General features: G+C 77.3%; 1 protein-coding gene (running past one end of the window). It reads right to left on the reverse strand.

Annotated features, from left to right (window positions below):
- On the reverse strand, window positions 1-20,063 hold part of the coding region annotated (locus HS99_RS12810; RefSeq protein WP_107406511.1) for a type I polyketide synthase (this coding region is incomplete at its 3' end). Its footprint extends 6,938 nt past the window's final position; 20,063 of 27,001 annotated nt are visible.

The raw sequence follows: 20,063 nt of genomic DNA on the forward strand, positions 1-20,063 counted from the left end.
CGGCGGCGAGGCCGCGGGCGACCTCGCCGCCGAGCGCGCCGGTGCCGCCGGTGATCAGCACGGTGCCGGTGGGTTCCCAGAGGCCCTGGTCGTCGCCGGATCCGCCGGGGGTGGCGGCCAGCCGGCGGGCGAACAGGCCGGTGCGGCGGACGGCGAGCTGGTCCTCACCGGCCGGGTCCGCCAGGACGGCGGCCAGCAGGGCCGCGGCGTCCCGGTCGACGGTTCCCGGCAGGTCGATCAGCCCTCCCCAGCGCTGCGGGAGTTCGAGGGCGGCGACCCGGCCGAGTCCCCAGACCGCGGCCTGCGGCAGGCCGGTGACGCGGTCGCCGGGGGCGGCCGCGACGGCCTCCCTGGTGAGGCACCACAGCGGGGCGCCGATCCGGGCGTCGCCGAGGGCCTGGAGGAGGGTGGCGGTCCGGGCCGGTCCGGCGGGCGTGCCGTCCGCGGTGCTCTCGTCGAGCGCCAGGAGGGACAGCACTCCGCTGAATCCGCGGCCCGCGTCCGGGAGTTCGGCGAGCTTCTCGGCGAGGCGGGCGCGGTCGAGGCCGGCCGCGACGGTCAGCCGGGCGGTGTCCGGGCCGAGCGCGCCGAGCACGGTCTGCGCCCAGGCGTCGTCGCCGTGGCCGGCCGGCAGCACGGCCAGCCAGGTGCCGGCCGGGGCGCCGGAGCGGGCCCGGTCGAGCGGCTGCCAGACGATCCGCCGACGGAGGGCGTCCACGGCGGCCTGCTCCTCGCGCCGGTCGTGCCAGTCGCGCAGCGCTGGGAGGACCTTGGCGAGCGCGTCGCCGTCGACGTCGAGGGTGTCGGCCAGCGCGTCGAGGGACTCGGTGCGCAGCACCGTCCAGAACTCCCCGTCGGCGGTGGCCGGGGCCGGAGCCGGGGTGGGCTCGGGCCAGTAGCGCTGCCGCTGGAACGGGTAGGTGGGCAGGTCGACCCGGCGGGCGCCGGTGCCCTCGAAGACGGCGGGCCAGTGCGGTGCCAGCCCGTCGGCGTGCAGCCGGGCGACGGCGGTCAGCAGGGTGGTCCGTTCGTCGCGGCCGTGCGGCAGGGCGGTCGCGGTGACCACCGGGCGGGCGGGGTCGGCCTGGTCGGCCCCGCCGGCCTGAACCAGGGCGGACAGCACGCCGTCCGGCCCGAGTTCCAGGTGGCGGCGCACGCCGCGGGCGGCCAGGGTGGCCAGGCCGTCGGCGAAGCGGACGGCCTCCCGGACGTGCCGGACCCAGTAGTGCGCCCCGGTCTCCCCGGTGACGAGCTCACCGGTCAGGTTGGAGACGAGCGGGATGCGCGGGGCGGTGTAGGCGATGCCCCGGGCGGTCCGCTCGAAGTCGTCGAGCATCGCGTCCATGTGTACGGAGTGAAACGCATGGCTCACCCGCAAACGCCTAGTCCTGCGTCCGTCGGCCGCCAGGCCGGCGGCGATGCGCTCGACGGCGTCGGCGTCGCCGGAGAGGACGACGGCGCGCGGGCCGTTGACGGCGGCGATCGACACGCCGTCCGTCAGCAACGGCAGCACCTCCTCCTCCGCCGCCTCGACCGAGACCATCGCTCCCCCACCGGGCAGCGCCGACATCAACCGCGCCCGGGCCGCCACCAGCGTGCACGCGTCCTCCAGCGAGAACACCCCGGCCACGTGCGCGGCCGCCAGCTCCCCCACCGAATGACCCACCACGAAGTCCGGCCGCACACCCCACGACTCCACCAGCCGGAACAACGCCACCTCCAGCGCGAACAACGCCGGCTGCGCGAACCCCGTGTCATCCAGCAACCCCGCCTCCACCGACCCCTCCACCGCGAACAACACCTCACGGAGGGGGCCGGCGAGCCGGCCCTCGAAGCCGGCCAGCACGGCGTCCAGCGCCTCGGCGAACACGGGCTCGGAGGCGTACAACCCGCTTCCGGCGCCGGGGCGTTGCGACCCCTGGCCGGGGAACAGGAAGGCGGTCCTCGCGCTCCGGGCCGAGCCCTGGACGGCCTCGCCGCCGGGGTTCCCGTCGGCGAGGGCGCGCAGGCCCCGGACGAGTTCCTCCCGGTCGGCGGCGAGCAGCACGGCCCGGTGGTCGAGCAGGGCGCGGGTGGTGGCCAGCGAGTGGCCGAGGTCCCGTACGGTCAGGCCGGGGTGGCCGGCGAGCCGGTCGAGCAGACGGGCGGCCTGTTCGCGCAGCGCCTCCGGGGTGGCGGCGGAGAGCGGGACGGGCAGGGTCCGGTCGTCCGGACGGTCCCCGGCCGCCGGCGGCGGCTCCTCGGCGGCCTGTTCGAGGATCACGTGGGCGTTGGTGCCGCTGGCGCCGAACGCCGAGACGCCGGCCCGGCGCGGGCGGCCGCTCTCGGGCCAGTCGCGGGCCTCGGTGAGCAGCTCGGCGGCGCCGGCGGTCCAGTCGACGTGGGCGGACGGCGTGTCCAGGTGGAGGGTGCGCGGCAGCAGGCCGTGCCGCATGGCCAGCACCATCTTGATCACCCCGCCCACTCCGGAGGCGGCCTGGGTGTGGCCCAGGTTGGACTTCAGCGCGCCGATCAGGACCGGCCGCTCGCGGTCCTGGCCGTAGGTGGCCAGCAGCGCCTGGGCCTCGATCGGGTCACCCAGCCGGGTGCCGGTGCCGTGCGCCTCGACGGCGTCCACCTCACCGGGTGTCAGGCCGGCGCCGGCCAGCGCGCGCCGGATGACGCGCTGCTGGGACGGCCCGTTGGGCGCGGTGATGCCGTTGGACGCGCCGTCCTGGTTGACGGCGGAGCCGCGCAGCACGGCCAGTACCCGGTGGCCGAGGCGTTCGGCGTCGGAGCGCCGTTCGACCACCAGGACGCCGACGCCCTCGGACCAGCCGGTGCCGTCGGCCCCGTCGGAGAAGGCCCGGCAGCGCCCGTCCGGGGACAGCGCGCCCATCTCGCCGAACTCGACGAAGCCGACCGGGCTGGACATCACCGTCACGCCGCCGGCCAGGGCCAGCGAGCACTCGCCGGCGCGCAGCGCCTGGGCGGCGAGGTGCAGGGCGACCAGCGAGGAGGAGCACGCGGTGTCCACGCTCACCGACGGCCCCTCCAGGCCGAGGGTGTAGGAGAGCCGGCCGGAGAGCAGGCTCGCGGACTGGGCGGTCTCGACGTGGCCGAGCTGGCCGATGGCGGGCCGGTAGTCGCCGCTGCCGCCGCCGACGAACACGCCGGTGTCGCCGCCGCGCAGGCCGGCCGGGTCGATCCCGGCGCGCTCCAGCGCCTCCCAGGCGGTCTCCAGCAGCAGGCGCTGCTGCGGGTCGACGACCAGCGCCTCGCGCGGCGAGACGCCGAAGAAGGCCGCGTCGAACTCGGCGGCGTCGTACAGGAATCCACCGTGCCCGGTGACGCTGCGGCCGCGGCCGTCGCGGTCGCCGTGGGCGAGCCGGTCGAGGTCCCAGCCGCGGTCGGTGGGGAACGGCCCGATGGCGTCCGTGCCGTCGAGCAGCAGCTGCCAGAGGTCCTCGGGCGAGCGGACGCCGCCGGGGTAGCGGCAGCCCATGCCGACGATCACGATCGGGTCGTCGGTGTCGACGGCCGCGACCGGGCGTTCGGCCTCCCCCGCCTCGTCGAGGAGTTCGGCCCGCAGGTGGGCGGCCAGGGCCGCCGGGGACGGGTAGTCGAACACCAGGGTGGCGGGCAGCTTCAGGCCGGTCGCGGTGCCGAGCCGGTTACGCAGGTCGACGGCGGTCAGCGAGTCGAAGCCGAGGTCCTTGAAGGGGTGCCCGGCGGGGACGTCGTCGGCGTCGGCGTGGCCGAGCACGGCGGCGGCCTCGGCCCGGACGAGTGCGAGCAGGGCCTCGGTGCGCTCGGCGGCGGACCGGTCGCGCAGGTCGGCGCGCAGTGCCTCGGCCCGGGCGGATCCACCGCCCGGCTGCTGCGGCTCCGCGGTGCGCCGGGCCCCGGGCAGTTCGGCGAACAGCCGGGTGGTCCGGGTCTCGCCGAAGGCGGGGGCGAACCGCTCCCAGGTGACCTCGGCGACGGTGACGGCGGCCGGGCCGTCGGCGGCCGCCGCCAGTGCGGTCAGCGCGCGCTCGGGGGCGATCGGCGGCAGCCCGTTGGCGCGCAGGTGAGCGGCGAGGGAGTCGGGGGTGCTGCCGGTCCAGGCGCCCCAGGCGACGGCGAGTGCGGCCCGTCCGGCGGCCCGGCGGGACTGGGCGGCGGCCTCCAGGAGGGCGCCGGCGGCGGCCTCGTCCGCCCGGCCCTTGACGCCCCAGGTGCCGGCGATGGACCCGAACAGCAGGAAGGCGTCGAGCGGCCGGTCACCGAGCGCGGTGTCGAGCGCGGCGAGTTCGGCGAGGAGCCCGGCGAGCTGCTCGTCGGGTGTGCCCGGCGCGGCGGTGCGGCCGGTGTGCAGGACGGCGGTGAGCTCGGGCCGGCCGAGCGCGGAGGCCAGGGCGGCGGGGTCGCCGGGCGCACCGGTGACGACGCTCAGTCCGGCGCCGTGCCCGGCGAGTTCGGCCTCGATCCGCTCGACGGCGGACGAGCCGTCGGCCGTGTCCTCCGCGGTGAGCAGCACCACCTGCCGGGCCCCGTTGCGGGCGAGCCAGCGGGCCGTGGGCGCCGCGTGGCCGTCCGGGTCGCCGATCAGCAGGACGGTGCCGTGCGGGGTCCAGGGGCGCGCGTCGGCGTCCGTGGTGGCGCGGACCAGGCGCCGGGCGAAGGCGCCGGAGGGGCGCAGGGCGAGCTGGTCCTCACCGTCGGGAGCGGTCAGCAGGGCGCGCAGCCGGGCCGCGGTGCGGGTGTCGGGGGCCTCGGCGAGGTCGACCAGGCCGCCCCAGCGCCGCGGGTGCTCCAGCGCGATGACCCGGCCGATGCCCCAGGCGGCGGCCTGGGCGGGGCGGTCCGGGGCCTCGGTGTCGCCGACGGCGACGGCTCCCCGGGTGAGGCACCACAGCGGCGCCTCGATGCCGGCCTCGCCGAGCGCGGCGAGCAGTTCGTCCGGCCGGGCGAGCCCGGTGGGCAGCGTGTCCTCGGCGGCGAGCAGCGAGATCACGCCGGTGACCGCCCCGGCGTGCGGCGCGAGCCGTTCGACCAGCGCGGCGCGGCCGTCCCGGCCGGTCTCCAGGCGGAGCACGTCCGGGCCGAGGGCGGTGAGCGCCGCCGTGGTCCACGGGTCGTCGGCCCGGCCGGCCGGCAGGACGGCCAGCCAGCCCTCGGGCAGGGCTTCCGGTCCGGCGGGGACGGCGTACGGCCGCCAGGCGGCGCGGTAGCGCAGCCGGTCGGCGTCGGTCCGGGCGCTCTGCCGGCGGCGCCAGGTGGACAGTGCGGGCAGCAGTTCGGCGAGCGAGCTGTCGTCCGCCAGTCCGAGGGCGGTGCCGAGCGCGGCGGTGTCGGCGCGTTCGACGGCGGACCAGAAGGCGGCGTCCGCCGGGTCGCCACCGGCCGCGGCGGGTTCGGGGGCGCGCTCGGGCCAGTACCGCTCGCGCTGGAACGGGTAGGTGGGCAGGTCGACGCGGGCCGCGCCGGTGCCGGCGAGCAGTGCGGTCCAGTCGACCGGCACGCCCGCGACGTGCAGCCGGGCGAGCGCGGTGACCAGGGTGTGCCCCTCCGGCCGGTCGTGACGGCAGCTCGGTTCCACCACGCAGTCGTGCTCGCCGGTGGAGCGCTGGGCGAGCGCGCTGAGCACGCCGTCCGGGCCCAGTTCCAGCAGGGCGCCGGCGCCGGCGCCGAGCAGGGTGGCCAGGCCGTCGGCGAAGCGGACGGTCTCGCGGACGTGGCGCACCCAGTAGTCCGCGTCGGTCGTGCCGCTGACCAGCTCCCCGGTCAGGTTGGAGACCAGCGGGATCGACGGCGCGTGGTACGTCAGACCGTTGAGGACGGCACGGAAGTCCGCCAGCATCGGGTCCATCAGCGGCGAGTGGAAGGCGTGCGACACCCGCAGCCGGCTGGTCCTCCTCTCGGCGAAGTGCTCGCCGAGCGCCTCCACGGCCTTCTCCGCGCCGGAAACGACCACCGAGGTGGGCCCGTTCACGGCCGCCAGCGCGACGGACTCGCCGAGCAGCGGCCTGACCTCCTCCTCCGTCGCCTCGATCGCCAGCATCGCGCCACCCTCCGGAAGCGCCTGCATCAACCGGCCACGCGCCGCCACCAGCGCACACGCGTCCGCCAGCGAGAACACCCCCGCCACGTGCGCGGCGGCGATCTCACCGATCGAGTGACCGGCCACGAACTCCGGCCGCACGCCAAGTGATTCGACCAGCCGGAACAGCGCCACCTCCACCGCGAACAACCCCGCCTGGGCGAAGTCCGTCCGGTTCAGCAGCTCCGCGCCCGCACCCCACACCACCTCCCGCAGCGGCTGGTCCAGGTGCTGGTCCAGCCGGGCGCAGACCGCGTCGAAGGCCTCCGCGAACACCGGGAACCGGGCGTACGACTCGCGGCCCATGCCGAGCCGCTGCGAGCCCTGCCCGGAGAACAGGAACGCCACCGCCCGGTCCGTCGCGAGGCCGCGCGCGACCTCGACGCCGTCCAGCAGCACCGCCCGGTGGGCGAGGGAGGCCCGGCCGGCGGCCAGCGAGTGGGCCACGTCGAGCGCGGACACGCCCTCGACCGCGGCGCCGAGCCGGGCCAGCGAGGCGTCCAGCGCGGCCTCGGACCTGGCGGACACCACCCAGGGCGCGGCACCGGCCCGCACCGGAACAGCGGCGGCCGGTGCGGCTTCGGGAGCCGGTTCGGCCGGAGGGGCCTGTTCGAGCAGCACGTGCGCATTGGTGCCGCTGACCCCGAAGGCCGAGACGCCGGCCCGGCGCGGGCGGCCGGTCTCCGGCCACTCCCGGGCCTCGGCCAGCAGCTCGACGGCGCCGGCCGTCCAGTCGATGTGCCGCGAGGGCGTGTCGACGTGCAGGGTGCGCGGCAGGACGCCGGCCCGCAGGGCCAGCACCGTCTTGATCACCCCGGCCGCACCGGCCGCCGCCTGGGTGTGGCCCAGGTTGGACTTCACCGACCCGACCAGCAGCGGGAGTTCACGCTCCCGCCCGTACGCGGCCTGCAGGGCGTGCGCCTCGATCGGGTCGCCGAGGGCGGTGCCGGTGCCGTGCGCCTCGACGGCGTCCACCTCACCGGCGGTCAGGCCCGCGTCGGCCAGCGCCGCGCGGATCACCCGCTGCTGGGCCCGGCCGTTCGGGGCGGTCAGCCCGTTGGAGGCGCCGTCCTGGTTGACGGCACTGCCGCGCAGGACCGCCAGCACCGGGCGCCCGTTGCGGAGGGCGTCGGAGAGCCGCTCCAGCACGAGGACGCCCGCACCCTCGGACCACGCGGTGCCGTCGGCGGCGTCGGCGAAGGCCTTGCAGCGGCCGTCGGCCGCCAGTCCGCCCTGCGCGGTGAACTCGACGAAGGCGTCCGGGCTGGACATCACCGAGGCGCCGCCGGCCAGGGCCAGCGAGCACTCGCCGGCGCGCAGCGCGCGGGCGGCCAGGTGGAGCGCCACCAGGGCGGAGGAGCAGGCGGTGTCCACGGTGACGGCCGGGCCCTCCAGCCCGAGGGTGTAGGACAGCCGGCCGGAGAGCACGCTCGCGGTGTTCCCGGTGGCGGCGTGGCCGCGCACGTCGGCGGTGCCGCGGCGCAGCACGGTCAGGTAGTCCTGGCCGTTGGTGCCGACGAACACGCCGGTGTCGCTGCCGCGCAGCCGGTCGGGGGCGATGCCGGAGCGCTCCAGCGCCTCCCAGGAGGTCTCCAGCAGGAGCCGCTGCTGCGGGTCCATCGCCAGGGCCTCGCGCGGCGAGATGCCGAAGAAGCGCGCGTCGAAGCGGCCGACGTCGTCGAGGAAGCCGCCGTGCAGGGTGGCCGAGCCGCCCTGTCCGAGGGCGTCGAGGTCCCAGCCGCGGTCGGTGGGGAACGGGCGGACGGCGTCGGCGCCGTCGGCCAGCAGCCGCCACAGGTCCTCGGGGGTCTCGATGCCGCCGGGGAAGCGGCAGGCCATGCCGGTGATCACCACCGGGTCCTCGGCGACCGGGCGCGGGGCCGCGGTGCGGCCCGTCTCCGGCAGGCTGCCGAGGAGTTCGGCGAGCAGGTGGGCGGCGAGGTCCGCCGGGGTCGGGTGGTCGTAGACCAGGGTCGCGGACAGGGTGAGCCCGGTGGCGGCCGTGAGCGTGTTGCGCAGTTCGACGGTGGTCAGCGAGTCCATACCGAGCTCGGTGAAGGCCTGGTCGGCGCCGATTCCGTCGCCGCCGGCGTGGCCGAGGACGGCGGCGACCCGGCTGCGTACGAAGTCCAGCAGGAAGCGTCGGCGGGCCTGCTCGGGCAGCTCGGCGACGCGCTGCCGCAGCCCGGACTCCGGGGCGGCGTCGGCGCGGCGCCCGGCCGGCCCGGCCAGGTCGGCGATCAGCGGGAACGGGCGTTGGGCGGTGAACACGGCGGCGAAGCGCTGCCAGTCGATGTCGGCGACGGTGAGCGCGGTGTCCTGGTGGTCGAGGGCGTGGCCGAGGGCGGCCAGGGCGCGCCCGGGCGCCATCGGCGCGTATCCGCCCCGGCGGACCCGCTGTTCGACCCCGCTGCCGGCCCCGGCCATCCCCTCGCCGGCCCACGGGCCCCAGGCGATCGCGGTGGCGGGACGGCCGTCGGCTCGCCGCTGTTCGGCGAGGGCGTCGAGGTGGGCGTTGGCTGCGGCGTAGTTGGCCTGGCCCGCGGCACCGAGGGTGCCGGCGGTGGAGGTGAACAGGACGAAGGCGTCGAGGTCGGCCTCACGGGTCAGGTCGTCCAGGTGCCGGGCCGCGTCGGCCTTGGGCCGGAGCACCTCGGCGAAGCGGTCGGCGTCCAGGGTGTCGAGGGTGCCGTCGGCCACCACGCCGGCGGTGTGGAACACCGCGCTGAGCGGCCGGTCGGCCGGTACGGCGGCGAGGACGGCCGCGAGGGCGTCGCGGTCGGCGACGTCGCAGGCGACCAGGGTGGCCTCCGTCCCGAGGGCGGCGAGGTCGGCGCGCAGCCGGTCGGCGCCCGGGGCGTCGGCGCCGCTCCGGCTGAGCAGCAACAGGTGTCCGGCGCCCCGTTCGGCCAGGTGGCGGGCGAGATGGCCGCCGAGGCCGCCGGTGCCGCCGGTGATCAGCACGGTGCCGCGGGGCGCGTACGGCCGGGTGGCCGGCCGGTCGCCGATCGGGTGCCGCACCAGGCGGCGGGCGAAGGTGCCGGAGGCGCGGACGGCGAGCTGGTCCTCGCCGTCGGTGCGGGTGAGCGCGGCGGCCAGTCGGCGCAGCACGGTGTCGTCCGGCTGCGCGGTGTTGTCCGGCTGCGCGGTGCCGGCCGGCTGCGCGGTGCCGTCCCGCTGCCCGGACGGCTCCGACGGCTCCGACAGGTCCGGCAGGTCGACCAAGCCGCCCCAGCGGGCGGGCAGTTCGAGGGCGGCGGAGCGTCCGAGGCCCCAGACGGCGGCCTGCCGGGGATCGGCGGGCCGGTCGGAGCGGCCGGTGGAGACGGCGCCGCGGGTGAGGCACCACAGCGGGGCCGACAGGTCGGCGTCGCCGAGGGCCTGGACGGCGGTGGCGGTGGCCGCGAGCGGGTCGCTGCCGAGGGCGAGCAGGGAGAGCACGCCGGTGAACCCGTCGCTCTCCCGGGCGGCTGCGCGCAGGAGTTCGGCGAGCGCGGCCCGGTCGGCACCGGCCGGGGTGATCAGCGGTACGGGCTGGTCAACGACCCGCTCCAGCCACGGCACGGGCTCGGTGGCGAGGACCAGCCAGCGGCCGGCCGCCGGGCCGCTGCCGGTGCTGCCGGTGCTGACGGCGGCGTCGAGCGGGGTCCAGGAGGCGCGGTAGCGCCATGCGTCGACGGCCGCGTGCTCGCGCCGGCCCCGGCGCCAGCCGGCCAGCGCGGCGACGGTGTCCCGGTCGAGGTCCAGTCCGGCGTCGAGGGCGCTCAGGTCGCCCTGGTCGACGGCCGCCCAGAACGCGGCGTCCACCGGATCGGTGCCGGCCGGCGCGGGCCGGCCGGCCTCGGGCCAGTAGCGCTGCCGCTGGAAGGGGTAGGTGGGCAGGTCGGTGCGGCGGGCGCCGGTGCCCTCGAAGACGGCGGGCCAGTGCGGCCGGGTGCCGTGGACGAAGAGCGTGGCCAGCGCGGTGCCGAGGGTGGGGACTTCGGGCCGGCCGCGGCGCAGCGCGGCGGCGCCGGGGAGCGCGCCGTCGTCCCCGAGGGTGTCCCGGGCCGCGGCGGTGAGGGTGCCGTCCGGCCCGAGTTCGAGCAGCAGTCCGGCGCCGCGCCCGGCGAGGGCGCGGACGGCGTCGGCGAACCGGACGGTGCCGCGCACCTGCCGGACCCAGTAGTCGGGGGCGCCGAGGTCCTCGGCGCCGGCGGGCGCTCCGGTCACGGTGGAGATCAGCGGGATCGCCGGGGCGTGCCGGGTGAGGGCCGCCGCGACCCGGGCGAAGGCGTCGAGCATCGGCTCCATGTGCGGAGAGTGGAAGGCGTGCGAGACCCGCAGCCGCCTGGTCCGCCGGTCGCCGAACCCGGCGGCGATGCGCAGGACTTCGCTCTCGTCGCCGGAGAGGACGACGGCGCGCGGGCCGTTGACGGCGGCGATCGACACGCCGTCCGTCAGCAACGGCAGCACCTCCTCCTCCGCCGCCTCGACCGACACCATCGCTCCCCCACCGGGCAGCGCCGACATCAACCGCGCCCGGGCCGCCACCAGCGTGCACGCGTCCTCCAGCGAGAACACCCCGGCCACGTGCGCGGCCGCCAGCTCCCCCACCGAATGACCCACCACGAAGTCCGGCCGCACACCCCACGACTCCACCAGCCGGAACAACGCCACCTCCAGCGCGAACAACGCCGGCTGCGCGAACCCCGTGTCATCCAGCAACCCCGCCTCCACCGACCCCTCCACCGCGAACAACACGTCACGGAGGGGGAGTCCACGGTCGGGGCCGGCACCGTCCGGGTCCGGTCCCACGAGGTCGAAGCGGGCCAGCACCGCGTCCAGCGCCTCGGCGTAGACCGGGTACCGCCGGTACAGCTCACGGCCCATGCCGGCGTACTGGCTGCCCTGGCCGGTGAACAGGAAGGCCAGGCCGCCGCCGACCGGCCGGCCGGTGACCAGGGCCGCGTCGGGCAGCCCGTCGCGCAGGGCGGTGAGGGCGCGGCGCAGGTCCACCGGGTCAGCGGTGCTGACGGCGGCCCGCCGGTCGAGCGCGGCCCGGGTGGTGGCGAGCGAGAACGCCAGGTCGGCGAGCGGCGGTTCGGGCTGCCGGTCCAGGACGGCGAGCAGTCGGGCGGCCTGGTCGCGCAGCGCCTCGTCGGTGCGGGCCGAGAGCACGACGGGCAGGGCCTGGCCCTCCTCCGGCGCGGCGGCCGGCGGCATGCCGGGGCCCTGTTCCAGGACCACGTGCGCGTTGGTGCCGCTGAGGCCGAAGGAGGAGACGCCGGCCCGGCGGGGGCGGCCGGTGTCCGGCCAGTCACGGGCCTCGGTGAGCAGCTCGACGGCGCCGTCGCTCCACTCGACGTGGCTGGACGGCCGGTCGATGTGCAGGCTGGCCGGCACCCGGCCGTGCCGCATGGAGAGCACGGTCTTGATCACCCCGGCGACCCCGGAGGCCATCTGGGTGTGGCCCAGGTTGGACTTCACCGAGCCGAGCAGCAGCGGGAGTTCGCGGTCCTGCCCGTAGGTGGCCAGCAGCGCCTGGGCCTCGATCGGGTCGCCGAGGGCGGTACCGGTGCCGTGCCCTTCCACCACGTCGACCTCGCTCGCGGCCAGCCGGGCGTCGGCGAGGGCGGCGCGGATGACGCGCTGCTGGGACGGCCCGTTGGGGGCGGTGAGGCCGTTGGAGGCGCCGTCCTGGTTGACCGCCGAGCCGCGCACCACCGCGAGCACCGGGTGGCCGAGGCGTTGGGCGTCGGAGAGCCGCTCGACCAGGACCAGGCCGACGCCCTCGGCGAGGCTCATGCCGTCGGCGGCCTCGGCGTAGGCCTTGCAGCGGCCGTCGGCGGCCATCGCGCGCTGGCGGCTGAAGCCGACGAAGGCGTTCGGGGTGGCCATCACGCTGACGCCGCCGGCCAGTGCGAGGCTGCTCTCCCCGTTGCGCAGCGACTGGCAGGCCAGGTGCAGGGCGACCAGCGAGGAGGAGCAGGCGGTGTCGAGGGTGACGGCCGGGCCCTCGAAACCGAAGGTGTAGGAGATCCGGCCGGACAGCACGCTGGGGATGGTGCCGGTGACCAGGTGGCCCTCGGCGCCGTCCTGGACGGAGTCGCCGGGGGTGTAGTCCTGGTAGCTGGCGCCGATGAAGGTGCCGGTGCGGCTGCCGCGCAGCGCGGCCGGGTCGAGCCCGGCCCGCTCGACCGCCTCCCAGGCGCTCTCCAGCAGCAGGCGCTGCTGCGGGTCCATCGCGATCGCCTCGCGCGGGGAGATGCCGAAGAAGGCGGCGTCGAAGTCGGCGACCTCGCGCAGGAACCCACCGCGCACCGAGTAGGTGCGGCCGGGCGCGTCCGGGTCCGGGTCGTAGAGCCCCTCGGTGTCCCAGCCGCGGTCGGCGGGGAACTCGGTGATGGCGTCGCCGCCGGCGGCGACCAGTCGCCAGAGGTCATCGGGGGAGGCGACGCCGCCGGGGTAGCGGCAGCTCATGCCGATGATGGCGATCGGCTCGTTCGTGGTGGCCGGGCCGGTGTCGGGCACGGGTGCGGCGGCGCCCGTCCCGGCGATCCGCTCGCGCAGGTGGCGGACCAGGGCGCGCGGGTCGGGGTGGTCGAAGACCAGGGTGCTGGGCAGGGTCAGTCCGGTGGCGGCGGCCAGCCGGTTGCGCAGGTCGACGGCGGTCAGCGAGTCGAAGCCGACGTCGCGGAAGGCCCGCTGCTCGGACAGCACCTCGGGCGAGGCGTGGCCGAGCGTGGTGGCCGCCTCGGCGCGGACCAGGTCCAGCAGCCGGCGCTCCTGCTCGGCGACCGGCAGGGCGCGCAGCCGGGCGGCGAACTCGCCGTCTCCGGTGGCCTGCCGGCCGGCCTCGGCGAGCCGTCGCACCTCGGGGACGTCCTCGAACAGCGCGGTGGGGCGGCCGGAGGTGAAGACCGGGTGGTACCGCTCCCAGTCGACGTCGGCGATAACCAGCACCCGCTCGTCCCCGTCGAGGGCCTGGCGCAGCCCGTCCAGGGCGAGGGCCGGGTCCATGAAGACCAGTCCGCTGCGGCGGATCTGCCCGGGGTCGACCCGGCCGAGCTTGAGGTCGTCGGCCCAGATGCCCCAGGAGACGGCGGTCGCCCGGCCGCCGCGGGCGCGGCGGTGCTCGGCGAGCGCGTTGAGGTAGGCGTTGCCGGCGACGTAGGCGGCGTGCCGGCCGCTGCCCCACATCCCGGCCGTGGAGGAGTACAGCACGAAGGCGTCGAGCTGGTCGTCGGGCAGGAGTTCGTCCAGGTGCCTGGCTCCGGTGGCCTTGGCGTGCAGGACCTTGGCGAAGGCCTCGGGGGTGGTCTCCTCGATGGTCAGCAGCTCGATGACGGCGGCGGTGTGCACCACGGTGCGCACGGGGTGGCCGTCGGCGGCCAGGGCGTCGAGCATCCGGGCGACGGCGTCCCGGTCGGTGAGATCGCAGGCGACCATCGCGGCCTCGCAGCCGAGGGCGGCGAGCTCGGCGAGCAGCTCGGCGGCGCCGGGGGCGTCCGGGCCGCGGCGGCTGGTCAGCACGATCCGCTCGGCGCCGTCGGCGGCGAGCCGGCGAGCCAGGTGCGGGGCCAGGGTGCCGGTGCCGCCGGTGATCAGGACGGTGCCGCGCGGCGCGGCCGCCGGGCGGGCGGTCGCCGGTTCGGCCCGGACGATCCGGCGGGCGTACGCGCCGGACGGGCGGATCGCCACCTGGTCCTCGCCGGAGCCCGCGAGGGCACCGGCCAGCACGGCGGCCAGCCGTTCGCCGCCGCGTTCGTCGAGCCGTTCGGGCAGGTCGATCACGCCGCCCCAGCGCTGGGGGTGTTCCAGCGCGGCGGTCCAGCCGAGGCCGTGGACCTGCGCCTGCACCGGGTGGGCGAGCCGGTCGCCGCGAATGGCGGCGACGGCGTCCCGGGTGAGGCACCACAGCGGGGCGTCCCGTCCGGTGTCGCCGAGGGCCTGGATCAGCGCGAGGGTGAGCGCGAGGCCCTCGGGCAGCGCGGGGTGGCGCTCGGCGGGCCGTTCGGCGGTGGCGAGCAGGGAGACGATCCCGGTGAGCTCGGTACCGTCCAGGGCGGCGAGCCGATGGGCGAGCCGCTGCCGGTCGGTGCACTCGCCGTCCAGGACGAGGTGCTCGATCCGGGCGCCGTGGGCGGCCAGCGCCTCGACGACGTCCTGTCCGGCCACCGGCACGGTGTCCGGCCCGGTGCCGGGGACGGTGTCCGGCGCGGTGCTGACCAGCAGCCAGGTGCCCTCCAGCCGGGCGGCGGCGGTGGGGGCGGTGGCGGCGGCGTTGCCGAGCGGCTTCCAGGCCGCCCGGTAGCGCCAGGTGCCGACGGTGGAGCGGTCCCGGCGGCGCCGGTGCCAGTCGGAGAGCGCGGGCAGCACCGGGGCGAGCGCGCCGCTGTCGATGCGCAGCCGGGCGGCCAGCGACTCGACGTCGGCCTCCTCGACGGCGCTCCAGAACTCGCCGTCCTCCGGCTCCCCTCCGGGCCGGGGGGCGACGGCCCACAGGTGCTCGTGCTGGAAGGCGTAGGTGGGGAGCGGGACCGGCCGGGCCCCGGCCAGCAGGCCGGACCAGTCGGCCCGGGCGCCGCGGACGAATGCCTCGGCGAGCGAGCCGAGGAACCGGGCCGTGCCGCCCTTGTCCCGCCGCAGGGTGCCGACGGCGGCGGCCCGGCCGGCGCAGTCCTCGGCGGTGGCCTCGATGGCCATGCTGAGCACCGTGTGCGGGCTGACCTCGATGAACAACTCGTGGCCCTGGGCGATCAGTTCACGGACCGCGGGGTCGAAGCGCACCGGCTGCCGCAGGTTGCGGTACCAGTACTCGGCGTCCAGGGCGGTGGTGTCCAGCCGCTCGCCGGTGACGGTGGAGTGGAACGGCACCTCCGCGGCGCGCGGGCGGATCGGGGCGAGGACCGCCACCAGTTCCCCGGCGAGCAGTTCGACCTGGGCGGAGTGCGAGGCGTAGTCGACGCTGATCCGCCGGGCGCGTATCCCCTCGGCCTCGAACTCGGCCATCAGCGAGTCGAGTTGCTTGGCCGGTCCGGACACCACGACGGTCCGCGGGCCGTTCACGGCGGCGATGCCCAGCCCGTCGCCGTGCGGGCGTATCCGCTCCTCGGCCTCGGCGGCCGGCAGCGGCACCGAGACCATCCCGCCGGAGCCGGCCAGTACGCGGCCGATCAGCCGGCTGCGCAGGGCGACCACCCGGGCGCCGTCCTCCAGGGAGAGCGCCCCGGCGACCACGGCGGCGGCGACCTCGCCCTGGGAGTGCCCGATCACCGCGTCGGGGTGCACCCCGTGGGCGCGCCACAGCGCGGCCAGCGCCACCATCACCGCGAAGGTGGCCGGCTGTACCACGTCCACCCGGTCCAGGCCGGGCGCGCCGTCGGCCTGCCGCAGCACGTCGAGCAGCGACCAGTCGACGTGCGCCGACAGCGCGGCCGCGCACTCGGCCAGCCGTTCGGCGAACACCGGTGACTCGTCGAGCAGTTCGGCGGCCATGCCGGCCCACTGGGAGCCCTGGCCGGGGAAGACGAAGACCGTCCGGCCGGTGCCCTCGGCGAGGCCGTGCACGGTGTTCGGCGCGGAGCCACCGGCGGCGAACGCGGCCAGACCGGCGCGCAGTTCGGCCGGGTCGGCGCCGAGCACCACGGCGCGGTGCTCGAACAGCGTACGGGTGGTCAGCAGCGCGTGTCCGACGTCGCGCGGGCACGGGCCCGGCTCGGCCTCCAGGTGCTCGGCCAGCCGGGCGGCCTGGGCGCGCAGCGCGGCGGGCGTACGGGCGGAGAGCACCCACGGGACCGGGCCGCCGGCCGGGGCGTCCGGGGCCTGCGGGAGCTCCGGGGCCGGGACGGCCGCCGGGGCTTCCTCCAGGAGGACGTGGGCGTTGGTGCCGCTGATGCCGAAGGAGGAGACCGCGCAGCGGCGGGTCCGTTCGCCGGCCGGCCAGGCCACCGGTTCCTGGAGCAGGGCGACGGTGCCCGGGGTCCAGTCGATGTGCGAGGAGGGCTGGTCGGCGTGCAGGGTGCGCGGCAGCAGTCCGTGCCGCAGCGCCTGGACCATCTTGATCACCCCGGCCACGCCGGCCGCCGACTGGGTGTGCCCGAGATTGGACTTCACCGAGCCGAGCAGCAGCGGGCGCTGCGGGTCGCGGTCGCGCCCGTAGGCGGCCTGGAGCGCCTGGGCCTCGATCGGGTCGCCGAGGGCGGTGCCGGTGCCGTGCGCCTCGACGGCGTCGACGTCGGCCGCGGTGAGCCCGGCGTTCTCGAGGGCCTGGCGGATGACGCGTCGCTGGGAGGGCCCGTTGGGGGCGGTGAGGCCGTTGGAGGCGCCGTCCTGGTTGATCGCCGAGCCGCGGATCACGGCGAGCACCGGGTGGCCGTTGCGCTCGGCGTCGGAGAGCCGCTCCAGCACCAGGACGCCCACGCCCTCGGCGAGGGTCATCCCGTCGGCGGCCTCGGAGAAGGCCTTGCAGCGGCCGTCGGCGGCCAGCGCGCGCTGACGGCTGAAGGCGATGAAGGCGTTCGGGTTGGTCATCACGGTGGCACCGCCGGCCAGCGCGAGGCTGCTCTCGCCGCCGCGCAGCGACTGGCAGGCCAGGTGCAGGGCGACCAGCGAGGAGGAGCAGGCGGTGTCGACGGTGACGGCCGGGCCCTCCAGGCCGAGCAGGTAGGCGAGCCGGCCGGAGAGCACGCTCGGGCTGGTGCCGGTGACGGCGTGTCCGGCCGAGCTGTCGTCCATGCCGAGCCCGTACTCCTGGTACGTGGATCCGATGAACGTGCCGGTGGCGCTGCCGTGCACCGAGGTCGGGTCGATGCCCGCGGACTCGAAGGCCTCCCAGGTGGTCTCCAGCAGCAGGCGCTGCTGGGGGTCCATCGCGAGGGCCTCGCGCGGGGAGATGCCGAAGAAGGCGGCGTCGAACTCGCCGGCCTGGTGCAGGAAGCCGCCGCGGGTGGAGTAGGTGCGGCCGTTGGCGTCCGGGTCCGGGTCGTAGAGTCCGTCGTCCCAGCCGCGGTTGTCCGGGAACTCGGAGGTGGCGTCCAGTCCCTCGGCGACCAGCCGCCACAGCTCCTCGGGGCCGGCGGCGCCGCCGGGGAAGCGGCAGCCCATGCCGACGATGGCGATCGGCTCGGCGGGGTCGGCCACGGTGGTCCGGCGGTCCGCCGTCTCCGCCTCCACGCCGAGCAGTTCCTCGCCGAGGAACGCCGCCAGGGCGAGCGGGTTGGGGTAGTCGAAGGCCAGCGTGCTGGGCAGCGACAGCCCCGTCAGGGCGGCCAGCCGCTTGCGCAGCTCGACGGCGGTCAGCGAGTCGAAGCCGGCGTCCCGGAAGGCCCGCTTCTCCGGCACCCCGTCGGCGGAGCCGTGGCCGAGGACCACGGCCGCCTCGCGGCGCACCAGGTCCACCAGCAGCCGGTCCCGCTCCGGGCCGGCCAGCCCGCGCAGCCGGCGGGCCAGGTCGGTGGCGGCGCCGGTGCCGGCGGCGGCGGTCCGGGCCAGTGCCCGGACCTCGGGGATCTCGTCGAACAGCGCGCTGGGGCGGGCGGCGGTGAAGACCGGGGCGTAACGCTCCCAGTCGACGTCCGCGACGGTCACCGCGGTGTCCTCGTGGACGATCGCGCGGCGCAGCTCGGTGAGCGCGCTCTCCACGGCGAGGAGGCGCAGCCCCTGGCGGCGCAGGCCGTCGGAGACCGCCTCGTGGGCGGCCATCCCGGCGCCCGCCCACGGGCCCCAGGCGATCGAGGTGGCGGTCAGGCCGCGCGCCCGGCGGTTCTCGGCGAGCGCGTCCAGGTAGGCGTTGGCGGCGGCGTAGGCGCTCTGACCGGCGCTGCCCCAGACCCCCGCGACGGAGGAGAACAGGACGAAGAAGTCCAGGTCGTGGTCGGCGAGCAGGGCGTCGAGGTGGGCGGCGCCGTGCAGCTTGGCGGCGGTAAGGCGGTGCAGCTCCTCGGCCGGGGTGTCGGCCAGCGGGGCGGCCTGGCCGAGTCCGGCGGCGTGCACCACGCCGGTCAGCGGGTGCTCGGCCGGAACGGCGGCCAGGGCCGCGGCGAGCGCGTCCCGGTCGGCCGCGTCGCAGGCCAGCACGGTGGCGGTGGCGCCCAGCTCGGCCAGTTCCGCGACCAGTTCGGCGACCCCGGGCGCCTGCGGGCCGCGGCGGCCGGTCAGCAGCAGGTGCCGGGCGCCGGCCCGGGCCAGCCAGCGGGCCGTCTCGGCGCCGAGGGCGCCGGTGCCGCCGGTGACCAGCACGGTGCCGTCGGCGGTGAACTCCTCGGCCCGGGGCAGCTCGTCGACGGGGTGGCGCACCAGGCGGCGGCCGTACACGGCGGTGCCGCGCAGCGCGACCTGGTCCTCGCCGCTGCGGCGGCCTCCGCCTGCCAGGACGCCGACCAGGCCCTGCACGGTCGGCGCGTCCAGCACCGGCGGCAGGTCGACCAGGCCGCCCGGCGCCTGCGGCCGCTCCAGGGCGGCCACCCGGCCGAAGCCCCAGGAGGCGGCCTGGACGGGGTTGGTGAGCGGGTCGGCCGGTCCGGTGGAGACCGCGCCGCGGGTGACGGTCCACAGCGGGACGGCCGAGCGAAGGTCGCCCAGGGCCTGGGCGAGCACGGCGCCCAGCGCGAGGCCGGCTGGCAGGCCGGGCCCGGGGGTGGGCCAGTCGGCCAGCGGGAGCAGCGACAGGATTCCGGCCAGTTCGCCGAACCCCTCGACCCGGTGGGCGAGTTCGGCCCGGTCGTGGCAGGCCTCGTCGAGCACCAGCCGTTCCAGCCGGGCCCCGTGGCCGCGCAGCGCGGCGAGCAGCTCGGCGTCGTCCACGCCCTCGGCGGTGACCACCAGCCAGCTGCCGTCGAGCACCGGCGCGGCGGTGGGCCGGAGGGGCTGCCAGCGCACCCGGTAGCGGGCGGCGTCCAGCAGGGTCTTCTCGTGCCGGGTGCGGCGCCAGTCGGCGAGGGCCGGGAGCAGGGCGTACAGGCCGGCGTGCTGTTCGTCGCGCAGGCCCAGCAGCCCGGCGAGTTCGGCGGCGCTGCCGCGCTCGACGGCTCCCCACAGGGCGGCGTCGGCCGGGTCGGCGGCCGGGGCGGCCGTGCCGGGCTCGGCCTCGGGCCAGTAGCGCTCGTGCTGGAAGGCGTAGGTGGGCAGTTCGACGGGCCGGGCGCCGGTGCCGGCGTACAGGGCGGCCCAGTCCGGGGCGTGGCCGCGCACGTGCAGGGCGGCCAGGGCCCCGGCGGTGGAGCGTTCCTCGGGGCGGCCGGCCCGCAGCAGCGGGACGGCCGTCACGGCGGTGTCGCCGGCCAGGACGTCCTCGGCCAGTGCGGACAGCACGCCGTCGGGGCCGAGCTCCAGGAAGGTGACGGCGCCGGCCGCGCGGGCGGTGCGCACCGCGTCGGCGAAGCGCACGGCCTGCCGGACGTGCTCGACCCAGTAGTCCGGGGAGCGCAGTTCGGCCTCGGTGGCGGGTTCGCCGGTGGTGTCGGAGACGAACGGGATGCGCGGCGGGTGGAACTCCAGGGCGGCGACGGCCTCGCGGAACTCCGCCAGCATCGGCTCCATCAGCGGCGAGTGGAAGGCGTGCGAGACGGCCAGCCGCTTGGTCCGGCGGCCCTCGGCGGCGAACTCGCCGGCGATCCGCAGGACTTCGTCGGCCAGGCCGGAGAGCACCACGGCCCGGGGGCCGTTGACGGCCGCGAGGGCGACGCCCGGCACCAGGCGGGGCAGCACCTCCTCCTCGGCGGCCTCGACCGAGACCATGGCGCCGCCCTCGGGCAGCGCGTCCATCAGCCGGGCCCGGGCGGCGACCAGCGCGCAGGCGTCGGCCAGGGTGAGGACGCCGGCGCAGTGCGCCGCGGCGACGGCGCCGATCGAGTGGCCGAGCAGCAGGTCGGGCCGCACGCCCAGGGAGTCGAGCAGGCGGAACAGCGCGACCTCGACCGCGAAGACGGCGGGCTGGGCCCAGCCGGTCCGGTTCAGCAGCTGCTCGTCGTCGCCGTACAGGACCTCGCGCAGCGGGCGCTCCAGCCGGGGGCCGAAC

The organism is Kitasatospora aureofaciens, from assembly GCF_001188955.3.
GTDB lineage: Bacteria > Actinomycetota > Actinomycetes > Streptomycetales > Streptomycetaceae > Kitasatospora > Kitasatospora aureofaciens.